Origin of the sequence: Bradyrhizobium sp. B117 (assembly GCF_038969555.1) — a bacterium.
Lineage (GTDB): Bacteria > Pseudomonadota > Alphaproteobacteria > Rhizobiales > Xanthobacteraceae > Bradyrhizobium.
Genome location: NZ_CP152414.1, coordinates 8,803,458 through 8,816,396 on the forward strand (window position 1 = coordinate 8,803,458; position 12,939 = coordinate 8,816,396).

Below are 12,939 nucleotides of genomic sequence, written 5' to 3' on the forward strand. Positions count from 1 at the left end.
TATTCTGCTCAACGTTTCTGGAAGGCGGGGTGCCAGGAGAGCGTGAGGCGCTCCAGCACGCGGGAGGCGCTGTCGGCGAGCTTGCCGAGCAACGCGTAGATCAGGATCGAGAGCACGACGACGTCGATCAGCATGAACTCGCGCGCCTGCATCGCCATGTAGCCGAGACCTGACGACGCCGCGATGGTCTCGGCGACGATCAGCGTCAGCCACATGATGCCGAGGGCGAAGCGGATGCCGACGAAGATCGAGGGCAGCGCGCCTGGGAAGATCACGCGGCGAAACAATTCGCCGTCGGTCATGCCGTAGATGCGGCCCATCTCGATCAGCTGCGGATCGACGGTGCGGATGCCGTGCAGCGTGTTGAGATAGATCGGGAAGAAGACGCCCAGCGCCACAAGGAACAGTTTGGCGCTCTCGTCGATGCCGAACCAGAGGATGACCAGCGGGATCAGCGCCAGATGCGGCACGTTGCGCACCATCTGCAGCGTGGTGTCGGTCAGCTTGGCCGAGAGCTGCGACAGGCCGTTGGCAAGGCCGAAGGCGAAGCCGATGCCGCCGCCGATCAAAAAGCCGATCGAGGCGCGCCAGAACGAGACCCAGATGTTGCGGCCGAGTTCGCCGGAGAGCAGCAGCTTCCAGCCGGCGAGCGCGACGTCGCTCGGCGCCGGCAGCACGCGCGTCGGCACGAAGCCGGTGACGCTCGCGACCTGCCAGATCGCGATGATGGCGAGCGGCACGATCCATTGGACCAGGCCATCGACGCGCGGCAGGCGGAAGCCCCGCGGAAGTGAAGCGCTGTCGATCAGGCTCATGACTGCGACACCCTGTGTTGCGGACGGAAGTCGCTGCCGACCGTTTCGCCGAAGGGACCGCCATTGAAATGAAGCTTCGTCACGTTGGAGGGCTGCTCCAACGACAGTAATGGGAACACCAGCTCGGCGAAGCGATAGGCTTCCTCGAGGTGTGGGTAGCCCGACATGATGAAAGTATCGATGCCGAGATCCTGATACTCCTTGATGCGGGCCGCGACAGTCTTGGCATCGCCGACCAGCGCCGTGCCGGCGCCGCCGCGCACCAGGCCGACACCGGCCCACAGGTTCGGGGCGATCTCGAGCTTGTCGCGCTTGCCGCCGTGGAGCTGCGCCATACGCTGCTGGCCGACCGAGTCCATGCGGGCGAAGTTTGTCTGTGCCCGCGCGATGGTGTCGTCGCTGACATGCTTGATCAGCTCGTCGGCGGCGCGCCAGGCTTCTTCATTGGTCTCGCGAACAATCACGTGAAGCCGGATGCCGAAGGAGAGCTTTCGGCCGCGTGCGCTCGCGACCTCCCTCACCTTCGCGATCTTCTCGGCGACGAGCGCCGGCGGTTCGCCCCAGGTGAGATATTTGTCGACGGTGTCGACGGCGACGTCGATGCCGGCATCCGATGAGCCGCCGAAATACAGCGGCGGGCGCGGCGACTGCACCGGGGGAAACAGCAGCTTGCCGTCCTCGATGCGGATGTGCTTGCCCTCGACATTGACAGACTTTCCGGCGAGCAGGTCGCTATAGACGTTGAGGAACTCGCGGGTGACCTCATAGCGCTCGTCATGAGCGAGGAAGATGCCGTCGCCCTTGTTCTCGACGGGATCGCCCCCGGTAACGACGTTGACGAGAAGACGTCCATTGCTGATGCGATCGAGCGTCGCGGTCATGCGCGCGGCCACACTCGGCGATTGCAGACCGGGGCGAACGGCGACGAGATAGCGCAGCCGCTCGGTGAACGGCGCAACGCTCGAGGCGACGATCCAGGAATCCTCGCACGAGCGCCCCGTCGGCAGCAGCACGCCGTAATAGCCGAGTTGGTCGGCGGCCTGTGCGACCTGACGGAGATAGTTGAAGTTGACCTCGCGACCGCCGATGCCGGTGCCGAGATAGCGGCCGTCACCGTGGGTCGGCAGGAACCAGAGGATGTTGGCGTTGCTCATGGATGTGCTCCTAGCCGTAGGTCGTGCCGACGGCGGCCGCGACGATGCCGACCGACAGGGCGATGACAGCGATCACGCGCTGAACGATGCGCTTCATGTTCACACCTCTGGAATTGGGAAGAGTGGTCGGCACGCTTCACACTGCCGGATTGCGCCAGACGATGTCGCGGATGACGATTGGCCTCGGGATCAGGCCGAGCTTGTGGAAGCGGTCGGCGACGCCCTGCTGGGTCGCGACGATGTCATCGGTGACGGGGCCGACCACGAAGGACGAGCGGTTCGCCGCGATGGTCTGGATATCCAGGGGAATGCCGGTGACCGCAGCGAGCGATTTGGCGACCTCGTCGCGGTGCTGTTCGGCCCATTTGGCGGTCGCGGTCGTCACGTCGACGATCTGTTGCAGGATCGCGCCATGGCTCTTCGCGAAATCGCGATTGGCGATATAGAAGGAATTGGTCTTGGTGACCTCGCGCGCATTGATCAGGATGCGGCCGTTCTGCTTGGTCTCGCCGATCGCAAAATATGGATCCCAGATCGCCCAGGCTTCGATGCTGCCATTGGCGAAGGCGGGGCCGGCGTCCGGCGGCGTGAGATAGACCGGCGTGATGTCGGCATAGGTGAGGCCCGCCTGCTCCAGCGTCTGCACCACGATGTTGTGGGCGCTGGACCCCTTGGTGAAGCCGACGCGCTTGCCTTTCAACTCGGCGATCGTACGGATCGGCGAATCCTTGGGCACCAGGATGCCCTGGCCGTTGGTGATCGGCTGTCCAGCGGCATAGACGATTGCCGCGCCCGCGGCCTGCGCGAACACCGGCGGGGAATCGCCGACCGCGCCGTAATCGACGCTGCCGACATTCATCGCCTCCATCATCGGCGGGCCCGAGGAGAACTCGACCCACTTCACCTCGATGCCTTGCGGGGAGAAATGTTTTTCCAGCGCGCCCTGCTGGCGCGTGATGACCAGCACGCCGTTCTTCTGGTAGCCGATACGAATTTCCTTCACCGCGCCTTGCGCGATCGCGGGCGATGCCAAGGCAGCGGCGGCGGCCGTTCCGACGGAGAGCTTGAGAAAGTCACGACGCTGCATTCATCACTCCCGGCCGCACGCGGCCGACGTTCATTGCGATGCGGGAATGATGGTGTGGGTCGGCGGAGCTGTCGAGACATCGGGAAAAATAGCGATGCGCGCACTGCGCGCGTGGCGGCGCGCATGATTAATCTTTCAATCGCGCGCAATGATGCAGACGGAATTTTTCCGCACGCGAATGTGAGAGCGGCACAGACTTTTGTCCGACGCTCGCGCGATCGGAACAAAAACGCGAAAACAACCCCATGCACAGTAGCCGGGGTATGCGAAATCAAGCACTTACGAATTATCCGAAATTTTCGTTGACTCGTCGGGCAAAGCAGGGGCATAGTCGCATCATGGCGGACTGAGAACTGCGGCGGCCAGAGGCCATCGGCAACCTCGCCGTCATTCCCCGCGAAAGCGGGGAATCCAGTATCCCAGAAGCGTTTTTGCTTCACGACACTGCCGCGGCGTACTGGATCGCCCGCCTTCGCGGGCGACGACACCAAATTTGTGGGGAGAGGCGGGCCACACGCACCGGGGTTATGCGCCCCCGTCCCTACGGCATGATCTCGTGACGCTGCGCTCCGAGATTCGCGATGCCGCATTCGAGCACGTCCCCGACCGCCATGTAGCGGTTCTTGCCGAAACCGACGCCGGGCGGCGTCCCCGTCGCGATGAGGTCCCCTGGCAGCAGCAGCATGTGCGTGGAGAAATAGGCCACCATCTCGTAGACGTCGAATAGCATGTCGCTGGTATTGCCCTGCTGCTCGACCTTGCCGTTCAGCTTGGTCCACATCTCCAGGTTCATTCCATCCACGCCAGTGGTCAGATACGGGCCGATGGGGCAGTAGGTCGGGCGCGATTTGGCACGCACCAGGTGTTGCTGTCCCTCCGCATCCACCTGCGTCGATCGATCGGAGACGTCGTTCAGGCACAGATATCCGAAGATGTGACTGGCGGCCTGGGCGGCAGTGACATCCTTCGCCTCCCGGCCGATGACGATCGCAAGTTCAGTCTCCCAATCGAGCTTCACCCCCTGATTGGGGCCGCAGGAGATCGGGTCCGACGGTCCGGCGAGCGAGGACGTTGCCTTCAGGAACACCTCGGGTTCGGTAGGCGGCTTCATGTGAAATTCCGCGATGTGCTTCCTGTAGTTGAAGCCGGTCGCTGCAACTTGGCGAATGCCTTCAATCGGAACGAGATAGGAGAACTTGCCGGAGACCGGAGATAGACGCGCAGTATCGATGTTGGCCAGGGCACCGGCGGCGATGATATCAGGCGTAATGTCCGGTATGGCCGGACGCAGATCGAGGTGTTCATCGCCTTTCAGGATGACCGGAACGACACCTTTGTCCGTAAGTACGCGCGCGAATTGCTGCATGGTTCACCTGGCTCCTTATCGCTGACGCCCGATCTAGGTCGTCCGAAGAGGAGAAGTGAATTCACAACGATTCGACCTTGCCGTTTCGTCGTATGTTCAGAACAATCGCCCGAGTTTTGAACGAAGCCGGCGCGGTTTCACAGCCAATGCATCCGCCGCCACGCCATCGGGCTGAGGCCCGTCTCCTTCTTGAAGGCGACCCCGAATGCGCTTTGATTTGCAAAACCGACAAGCTTCGCGATCGATGCGAGACTCATCTCGCGGTGACGGAGCAGAACCTTGGCCTTGTCGATGCGCTGGCGGCGCAACCATGCGTGTGGTGCGATCCCCATCGACTGCTTGAAGGCGATCGAGAAATGCGACGTCGACAGATTGCACGCGCTCGCGACCTCGGACAGCGACAGGTCGTCGGCCAGACGGCTAACCATGTACTCGCAGGCGCGGCGCAACGTATTCGGCGCGAGTCCGCCTCGGCGCACGAAGGCGACCGCGTCCGGATGGTTGGAAAAACTTCGGAAGACATGCAAGGCGAGCAGTGTGACGGCAGTCTCGGCATAGAACAGGCCTTGCCGCGCCTCGCTTTCGCATTCCGCGGAGATGATCTGCGCAAGCTCCCAGGTCAGAGGGTGGTTATAGTCCCACGCTTCCACGAACTCGACGTCGTGGCGGTGCTGGAGCTCGACGGTGCAGAGCAGGTATTCCGGCTCAAACTCGATCGCCAGGAAACGATAATTCGACTTCTCCTTGATCCGGAATTCCACGGCTGTCTCGGGCGGCAGGATCAGGCCGTATCGAGGCCTGTTCTTGTAGGCACGAAGCTCTTTGCCTGATTCAGCATCCGCCTCGACATAGCCGGAGTTCCACGAAAATTGCAGCGCGAGCGATCGCGTGCGAATTTCAGCGGCGCCAGTGACTTTGCCGATGCGGTGCGCGGCGGCGATCCCGCCGGCCCACCTGATCTGCCGCGATTGAAGCACGCTTCCTTTGACATCGGACCAGACGGTATCGCGGTGTCCGGGCGCACTGAACATGGCGACGGGAGGTCCTGCTGGCGGCGGTGGCGCGGCGCGCTGTTGCCCATCCGAATCTGACATGTCCGCCTCCTCGTCCGTACGGCCTCGGCGATAAAATCGTTGTCCCGGATCCAGGCCCTAATGTAACCACCTCACCGGCAAATTCTGCAAGCCCCGGAAGGCCCAGCCGCCGATCCGCACCGGCTCGTCGTCGGCGATCTCGATCCGCGCCGCGCGCGCGAACAATGTCGGCAGCGCGACATCGGCGATCATGGCGCGCGAGGCGAAGGCGCCGGCGCAGAAATGGGGGCCGGCGCCGAAGGCGACGCTCTTGGACGTGTCGCGCCGCACGTCGAACTGGTCGGCGCGCTCAAAATGCGTCTCGTCGCGATTGGCGGAGCCGAACATCAGGAACACGCGCTCATCCAGCTCGAAGGATACATGGCGGATGCTCCACGGCTTGGCGATGCGCCGCGGCGACATGCCGATCGGCGAGATCCAGCGGGCGTACTCCTCGAAGGCCTGGAGCCAGGACACTTCACCGCGCAGGACCAGATCGAGCTGCTCGGGATGGGTCAAGAGCGCCCACACCGTGCCGGCGATGGCCTTGCGCGGCTCGTTCTGGCCGCCCGAGATCGCGAGTTTTACATTTGCGCGCACGCTCTCCATGGCCATGCCGGAGGCGAGGAGCACGCCAAGAATGCTCTGGTCGGGATGCTTGCGCATCACCGGCAGGATGTCGTCGATCGCAGCATCAATGCCCGATGTCGCGGCGTGGCAGCGCGCCTCGACCGCGGGATCGCCGGCATAGTTGGCGATGCCTTCGATCATGCCTTGCGACCATGCATCCATGTCGGCAAAGCCGATATTGGTGAGGCCAGTGATCGACTTCAGGCATTCGCCGGAGAACGGCAGCGCGAAGTCGCGCATGAAGTCGATCCGCCCCGGCGCGATCGCATCGATGATGCGGTCGGCATGGGCCTGGAACAGCGCGGTCCAGTGCGCCTTCACCGTCTTCGGCGAGATCGTCGGAAACATCGCGCGCCGCTCGGCCTGATGCGCCTCGCCGTCCTTGCGCATCATGTTGTGGCCCATCAGGCGGTTCATCAGGCCCGCGGGCTGGTGCGAGGAGAACACGTCGATCTGCTTCTCGGAGATCGAGATGTCGTCGCGGCTCGTCAGCAGCGTCGAGCCGAGCTGCGGCACGAAGGCGATCGGCGCCTCCTTGCGCATTTTGGCGAGCATCGGATACGGGTCGGACCAGAACGCAGCCGGGTCGATGTCGATGCGCGGCGCGGTGCTCAAGGCTGGCTCCCCTGGGTTCTCGTTTCCTCCAGGCGAGACTAGCGAACTCGGTGGCCGGCGTCTGTCCCTAGCGATAGGGACAGGAAGCAAAGGTTCGGCTAAGCATCGGGAAGGGATCACGCCGCGCAAAGGATCGACGGCATGGCCTGCGCCTATAGCTGCTCACGGCCGAAGGATCGAGCCGCCATCCGCGAAGCTTGCGCAAGGCGTCTACCGACCGCGTCTAAGGACCAGGGGTGGACGCTGCCTTATCAAGCGAAAATCCGCGATTTCGCAGAATCGTTTGGATCGTCTTGTCGTGCTGGTTCAACTTTGCGGCGGCTAGCACCTCGGTTGCAAACGCCTTTGGCGCGCTGGTGTTGGAGGGGTGGTCCAACAAAGATCGCCATGCCTTCATAAGTATCGGATCAATCACATCCCCGGTTAGCCGATTGCGCATTTCCCAGAACGCACCGCCCCAAATTTCGCCGGCAGTCCAGGGATCATCTTTCAAAGCCTTTGTTGCCTTGAACTTCAGCCTGTTGTCGAGGCAGCGGACATATGGCTGACCGGGGCGGATGACCTCAGCGGAAATTTCACCCACCCGCGGGTTGTTCAAGAAGCTTGCCGGAAAGTAGTCGGCAAGGCCCGACTCGATCCCGGCGAAGTTTCCCGTCCATGGATTGTTGGTTTTCGACGTCAGAGCGTGATGGCTATATTCCCGCAAGGCCACAAAAGCATCGCGGGCGATCCTAGAGTCGATTTCGAGCGTGTTATTTTGGTACTGGGCATAGTGCCCGGGCACCGTACCAATCTTGATCTTCGCCTGAACCAGGTCGGGCGGCGAACCAATCTTGTCGAGGTAAGCAATGTATGCCTCGAGTTTTTCCTGGAGCTCGGCTTGAATGTCCGCTGTCAGATCAGTTGTAGACTCAAAGGCAAATCGTCCCGGCGATGGTAGCGACGGACCTTTGCCCGGCTGCCGACGATCAAGATACTCTCGAAGAGAGGTGGCTAGATCTGTCTCGACCACCAAGCCTGCTCCGAGCAAAAACTCCAGATTCTTGGCCGCGGCTTCGGTGTCGCCGGTCTTGATCATTTCAAGAATGCGCGTGGACTCCGCCTTGCTCGTCTCAAGCTTCAGCTGGGTCCTCCCGTTGAAAAAGGTGACTAAGAGGTTTCCCAATGCAGCCAGGGCGGCGGCGCAAATCGCGACAAAGAGAGGATTGAACCATTTAGAGCTGACTTGCTCGCCTTCGCGAAGCGAAAGCTCTCGTTCCTTGAGAGCAAGCTCGCGCGCGTGCATCTCACGCTCGTCGCGCCATTTCTCCTTGTCGAATTCAAGCCGAAGAGCCTCGCTACTCAGCTCGTTCTTGGCTGACTGCGCGAGGCTTCTGGAGTTCGCAAATGCAAGGGCAAGCGCCGCGATTGGCCAAGCCGCCACCGCACCGGCTAGTTGCGTGACAAAATCGCGACGTCTCATGTCGGGACTCGCTCCTCCCCCGAGTTGACAACGCGCCCGTAGATCTGTCTGCGAAATGCCTCACATTCCGAGGGCCGTGAACGAGGTTTTTGCGACCGAAGTCGTCCAATTCAAGTGCCGGGCCTCATCCGCCGCCCCCTCGATAGGGCGGGATGATACGATGCCATCCCAAGCCATCGAAGCGATGAACCGCTCGCTTTGATTGATCCGCGATTCCGCAACGGCGGACATCGACAAACGCATGAGCGAACGTTCGCTGAGGCGGGAAGCCAGCTTAAACGCGACGTCTTGAATTGCCTCCTCGTCCTCAGTTGCAGACCGAGGACGGCGGACCGAGTTACTGGGCCTCGGCGATCCTCGGTCCGGATGACAGCATCTGCGCGTTGGCCGCCAAGGGCCGCTTCGATGGCGACGCCGGGTCCGGCAACCTGAACGCGGAGTCGGTCGGCGCCCCCTGGGAAGGCCGGCGGGCTGCGGTTGCCGGAAGCACGATCACCTTCGCTCCGACTTTCACCCGCTCATAGAGGTCTACGACGTCGTCATTGGTCAGCCGGATACAGCCGGACGACACCCGCTTCCCGATCGTATCGGGGTTGTTGGTGCCGTGAATGCGATATTCGGTCTCGCCCAGATACATCGCTCGGGCGCCGAGCGGGTTGCCGGGACCGCCTGCCATGAACCGCGGCAGATAAGGCTGACGCCCGATCATCTCTGTGGGCGGATGCCAATCCGGCCATTCTGCTTTACGGGCCACAGTCTGCTCACCGGACCATGTGAAACCCTCGCGGCCGACACCGATGCCGTAGCGCATCGCCTGCCTGTCGTTCAGGACGAAATAGAGGAATGTGTTTCCGGTATCGATGATCACGGTGCCCGGCGCCTGGTGGCTGGCGTAGTCGACCACCTGCCGGACAAGTGCGCCGGGACCGTCAGCGGCTTTTGGCGGCTCGACCAGAGGCGCCGAGGCCGGAAGCGGGGCTGGGGCCGGGGCCGGCGTCGATGCATGAACTGGAGTTGCCACATAAACCGGCGTTGACGACGCCCTGGCTTGGGTCGCGGGCGGCTTCTGCATCGGCTGATTGCTCGCCGAGCCAGACAGCAAGCCGTACCCCAATGCGGCGACGGCCACGGCACCAATCGCAACTCTTGCGGCCATTGGCAGTGCAAGCGTCTCCGCCTTTCCACGTTTGGCCCGCTTACCCATATCTTTCCCCAGGTTACTGCCTGGAAGAGGTACCCAGCAAAATTTAAGAAACTTCGAAGCGATGTCGCTCAGAAGGGAGCCGTTCGCTATGGTTAACGCGAGCTCTTGTTCGGCAACATGAACAATGGGCGTATTGCTGGTTATGTCGCGACGGGGACGACGCGCTTCCATTGCGAAAACCAGCGAAGATCAGAATCGCCCGGCGGAGCGGACACGCTCCGACCTTGGCCCGCTCTCAGTCCGACAGCCGACATTTTGACGCCCGAGACGGAGGACAGCTAACGGCCCATTAGCGGACTCCAGAACTTGCATCTCATTCTGTCCAACAAGGAAGCCGCGAGCTTTGGAAAAGTGCGTGTGATCTTCTTCGAATGTGGCGAGAGTAATTACAGCTCTTGGCGCCCTCTGTTTGGTAGCGCCAGCACATAGTGAGGGATTTCTTTACAGCGACGGCTCCTACACCGCAAAATGCTCGCACGGAAGCACAAGGATGAGCGCCAGATCGTCGGCGCTTCTTCAAACGGTAGTGCCACTTTTGGTTTCCAATACAGCAGCGGCGGCGGTGCGGACCAATGCTGAATCCCACGCCGCCGCGCAATCGGCTCTGCCGAAAATGCCTCCTTCAACGCGAATTGACATCGACAAAATAACCCCTCTTCAGGAACTCGAAGTCGTCATCCTTAGTAGAATAAAGCGCATACCGGTGCTCAATTAACGCCCGCGACCGGCAGTCCTTATCCTCTAGGCTGCAAGTTACAGCAACCCCGCTCACCAACAGTTCTTTTGCTACGTCACGACGAACATACATTCGTGTGCTGTCAATGATGAGGGGTTCATATGACCGAGTAAATGACGCTAGCTTGTGGAGCCTTGGAATCTCTGCCCACATCTGATGGGCCTCGATTACCTCGGGGCGCTCGGTAGATATGACCTCGTCGAGTGCGCCGTACCCTTGATGGGCAAGGATTCGGTTCGCGAGAAGGCCTAAATCCACGATCCTCACGCGTGAGCAACAAAGGCCGACACCACCCACGTCTGGCGTCAGAAAGCTAATACTCGCCCTGCCTGTCAATTCCCGGATCCGATCCACGGCAAGTCCGGTCAGTCGGTAGGATGCTGGCGTTACACCGAGTGGAGCAGACTGCGCCTGTGATCTGATTGTCAGATAAGCTTGCGAGAGCGGAGGCTTGGCGCTTGACCACCAGCTGACTACAACCGTAACTATTGTGGCAATCAAAACATATGAGCGTTGCAGCTCACTGCGAAACAACTCAAGTTTCTTAGACCAAAATGCGAATAGAAGAAGTGCAAACGGGAAAGCGAGCGTTTGCATTCGCCCCACGTAACCCCAATTAGTCCCTATTGCAGAGTTGAACGCAATTACTCCGAACATGGGGCAAAGAGATATAATGACTTGGTGAATAGCTCCGTTCGCTGATTAAACGCGTCTAAAAAGCAAGCAAAGTGCAAATACACTATGATAGCTATGGACGAGAACAACAGTGGCATCGCCCTTACGACCTCGAATGCCGCAGAGACCTTTTTGACTAACTCCCTCAGGTTGTCTCCGTGATAGGGAGGCTGCATTTTGGCGTAGATGGTGTTAGGAACCCAATCCGAGAAAAGCCAGAGCCGCAGGGCCTCTGTCCCACCCAGCACTGCCGTGCCTGTAAGCGCCAGGATTACGAAGTCTTTGGTCCGGCGCTCGTATAAAAGCGGTGCAAGGATGAATGCGTAGTAGACCATTGCCTCAAAACGAGTAAGGAGGAACACACTCCCGAAGGCTGCTGCCCGCAACAGATTTGGGCGAAAATATAAATTCCGTACGACTCCAACTCCCGTGAAACACAAGAGCGGCATTTCCATTCCGTTCGCGATTTCGCTCAAAGACATTCCGAGAGCAGCGTAAGTCGAGAGCAACAGGGCCGAGGCGGACTTGTCGAGTTTAAGATCCTTGGTTAGCAACCAGATCTGAAGGATCGAAAGGCAGAAGAAGAGCCCCGTCATGCCCTGAGCAACGGCGATGGCAGTAGCAAAGCTCGGCTGGAACAGGGCCACGAACGAATTAATTAGGAACCACGCGATAGTGGAAAACCCCTCCACCTGTTCCGAAAGCGGCGTCAGTGCGATCCGGCCGGTCGCAGCGAAGGTCTTCGAGTAAGCGAGTGTGATCGCGCCGTCGTCCCACCCCCGTGTTCCGACTAAGAGGACTACAGCCATCGTGATCGCCACCTGCATTGCAATCGGCACTGCGATCGCAATTTTAGTGTTCGAGTTTCGAATCTCACGGTTCATCTCACGCCTGCCATGTCATCGAAAGAGGATCGTTGAGGCAGTCCCGGACTAGCGCAGACGATCATGCTGGCGGGGCTCTTTATGGCACCGGTCGGGCGTCGATCGGTTACTGTGCATCAGACTCAACTTGCGTCCCCAATTGAGGATCGGCGCTTCAATGACGACGTGCAAGGCGGACGCGAAACCGATGGAAAGCAGAATGCTGGCGATGATTGTCCCGACGGTGGATAGTCGCCACAACCCGGAAAGGTTGGCGATCCCATTCACCAGCAGGTAATGGACGACATACAGCGAGTACGAAATCTTTCCGAGCCGTTGCAGGGCCGGCGAGAAGGATCGCCCTTCGATCTCGGCAGCTATCACGGCATGGATGAGCAATCCTGCGCCAAGGCCATAGGTCAGGACGCGTGCGAATTGTGGATCGGTCGATCCGTGCACGAAGATCCAGTACCAGCCGGCCACGAACAGGCCCGCAGATATGGTTAGAAGACGGCGCGAAAATCGCAATCCGCCGTTTCTCGCGAGAGAGGCGATGCCAACTCCGGCGCCGAATTCCAGCACCATTGGATGGGAGTAGATTCCAATCTGCAGGTGGAGGACGAGAGCAACGATGACCACGCCGAGCGCCGCGAACAAGAGCTCGAATAGTCGGTTCGGCTTGATCGCCAGGATGAGCGCGACCGCGGCATAGAAGTGCAGCTCGAAAGCAAGTGACCATGCTGGCGCGAGGTACCAGTTGGGATATGTCCACGCGAAGATGAGTCCGAGGTCAAGCGCCGGGCGCTTCTCCGGCGACAGATCGATCCAACAGGAACTGATCAACGCCGCCAGCAACACGAACCAGTAGACCGGATAAATCCGAATGGCTCGTCTGAAAACGAAATCCAGCGGGTTGTCTTGTGTCGTCGCAGTGATTGCGATGATGAAGCCGGAAATCACGAAGAAGATATCGACGCCGCTCGCAAGAATGGTCAGTGCGCCCTCGGCGAGCCTCGACCCGACCATATCGGGTCGCGCACTGATTGCATGTCCGCAGACCACCGACAGCGCAGCAATGCCGCGCATTGCCTGTACACCCGCGAAGACCCGCAAAACGGCCCCAACACGTTCATTCCAAACCCAAAACAATCTAAGCGGGAAAAATATTAACGAACGGTTGTATTGATGCGAGAAGATATCAAAGGAGGTGCATCAAACCGGGGTCCGAGCGGTATCCGCCAGGTCGGCTTCGGGGCAAA

General features: G+C 60.4%; 12 protein-coding genes. 1 reads left to right on the plus strand and 11 read right to left on the minus strand.

Annotation, left to right across the window (positions count from 1 at the left end):
• Nucleotides 1-8: 8 nt before the first annotated feature.
• The 9 genes from AAFG16_RS41860 to AAFG16_RS41900 form a co-directional block, all read right to left on the minus strand.
• Entirely contained in the window at nucleotides 9-815 is an 807-nt protein-coding gene (locus AAFG16_RS41860) for an ABC transporter permease subunit (RefSeq protein WP_342734716.1), read from the minus strand.
• Nucleotides 812-1,969: an FMNH2-dependent alkanesulfonate monooxygenase gene (gene ssuD, locus AAFG16_RS41865; RefSeq protein ID WP_342734718.1), complete on the minus strand. Its 1,158-nt coding sequence runs from the start codon at nucleotides 1,967-1,969 to the stop codon at nucleotides 812-814. The genes AAFG16_RS41860 and ssuD overlap by 4 nt, the downstream gene beginning before the upstream one ends.
• A 10-nt stretch (nucleotides 1,970-1,979) precedes the next feature.
• The gene (locus tag AAFG16_RS41870) at nucleotides 1,980-2,102 is read right to left on the minus strand and encodes a hypothetical protein (RefSeq protein ID WP_342734720.1); all 123 of its coding nucleotides are present in this window, start codon (nucleotides 2,100-2,102) and stop codon (nucleotides 1,980-1,982) included.
• 3 nt (nucleotides 2,103-2,105) lie between these two features.
• Nucleotides 2,106-3,056 (minus strand): sulfonate ABC transporter substrate-binding protein, encoded by a 951-nt coding sequence (locus AAFG16_RS41875; protein WP_342734722.1) that lies wholly within the window; start codon nucleotides 3,054-3,056, stop codon nucleotides 2,106-2,108.
• 541 nt (nucleotides 3,057-3,597) lie between these two features.
• Nucleotides 3,598-4,422, minus strand: a complete 825-nt coding sequence (locus tag AAFG16_RS41880; protein ID WP_342734724.1) for a fumarylacetoacetate hydrolase family protein — start codon at nucleotides 4,420-4,422, stop codon at nucleotides 3,598-3,600.
• Between the two features lie 137 nt (nucleotides 4,423-4,559).
• Nucleotides 4,560-5,516, minus strand: a complete 957-nt coding sequence (locus AAFG16_RS41885; protein WP_342734726.1) for an AraC family transcriptional regulator — start codon at nucleotides 5,514-5,516, stop codon at nucleotides 4,560-4,562.
• Between the two features lie 57 nt (nucleotides 5,517-5,573).
• The gene (locus AAFG16_RS41890) at nucleotides 5,574-6,740 is read right to left on the minus strand and encodes a cytochrome P450 (RefSeq protein ID WP_342734728.1); all 1,167 of its coding nucleotides are present in this window, start codon (nucleotides 6,738-6,740) and stop codon (nucleotides 5,574-5,576) included.
• 223 nt (nucleotides 6,741-6,963) lie between these two features.
• On the minus strand, nucleotides 6,964-8,202 hold the full coding sequence (locus tag AAFG16_RS41895; protein ID WP_342734730.1) for a hypothetical protein: 1,239 nt from the start codon (nucleotides 8,200-8,202) through the stop codon (nucleotides 6,964-6,966).
• Between the two features lie 337 nt (nucleotides 8,203-8,539).
• Nucleotides 8,540-9,406, minus strand: a complete 867-nt coding sequence (locus tag AAFG16_RS41900) for a L,D-transpeptidase (protein WP_342741068.1) — start codon at nucleotides 9,404-9,406, stop codon at nucleotides 8,540-8,542.
• A gap of 490 nt (nucleotides 9,407-9,896) precedes the next feature.
• Between AAFG16_RS41900 and AAFG16_RS41905 the strand changes: the two genes are divergently transcribed.
• Nucleotides 9,897-10,121, plus strand: a complete 225-nt coding sequence (locus AAFG16_RS41905; RefSeq protein ID WP_342734732.1) for a hypothetical protein — start codon at nucleotides 9,897-9,899, stop codon at nucleotides 10,119-10,121.
• A gap of 665 nt (nucleotides 10,122-10,786) precedes the next feature.
• Here the strand turns inward: AAFG16_RS41905 and AAFG16_RS41910 are convergent.
• Nucleotides 10,787-11,701 (minus strand): hypothetical protein, encoded by a 915-nt coding sequence (locus AAFG16_RS41910; protein ID WP_342734734.1) that lies wholly within the window; start codon nucleotides 11,699-11,701, stop codon nucleotides 10,787-10,789.
• 48 nt (nucleotides 11,702-11,749) lie between these two features.
• On the minus strand, nucleotides 11,750-12,766 hold the full coding sequence (locus AAFG16_RS41915; protein WP_342734736.1) for an acyltransferase: 1,017 nt from the start codon (nucleotides 12,764-12,766) through the stop codon (nucleotides 11,750-11,752).
• Nucleotides 12,767-12,939 lie beyond the last annotated feature (173 nt).

Bases quoted from the DNA above. Each gene is read 5' to 3' on its own strand.
- AAFG16_RS41860 (WP_342734716.1), bottom strand. From the start codon at position 815: ATGAGCCTGATCGACAGCGCTTCACTTCCGCGGGGCTTCCGCCTGCCG.
- ssuD (WP_342734718.1), bottom strand. From the start codon at position 1,969: ATGAGCAACGCCAACATCCTCTGGTTCCTGCCGACCCACGGTGACGGC.
- AAFG16_RS41875 (WP_342734722.1), bottom strand. From the start codon at position 3,056: ATGCAGCGTCGTGACTTTCTCAAGCTCTCCGTCGGAACGGCCGCCGCC.
- AAFG16_RS41880 (WP_342734724.1), bottom strand. From the start codon at position 4,422: ATGCAGCAATTCGCGCGCGTACTTACGGACAAAGGTGTCGTTCCGGTC.
- AAFG16_RS41885 (WP_342734726.1), bottom strand. From the start codon at position 5,516: ATGTCAGATTCGGATGGGCAACAGCGCGCCGCGCCACCGCCGCCAGCA.
- AAFG16_RS41895 (WP_342734730.1), bottom strand. From the start codon at position 8,202: ATGAGACGTCGCGATTTTGTCACGCAACTAGCCGGTGCGGTGGCGGCT.
- AAFG16_RS41900 (WP_342741068.1), bottom strand. From the start codon at position 9,406: ATGGGTAAGCGGGCCAAACGTGGAAAGGCGGAGACGCTTGCACTGCCA.
- AAFG16_RS41905 (WP_342734732.1), top strand. From the start codon at position 9,897: ATGAGCGCCAGATCGTCGGCGCTTCTTCAAACGGTAGTGCCACTTTTG.
- AAFG16_RS41910 (WP_342734734.1), bottom strand. From the start codon at position 11,701: ATGAACCGTGAGATTCGAAACTCGAACACTAAAATTGCGATCGCAGTG.
- AAFG16_RS41915 (WP_342734736.1), bottom strand. From the start codon at position 12,766: ATGCGCGGCATTGCTGCGCTGTCGGTGGTCTGCGGACATGCAATCAGT.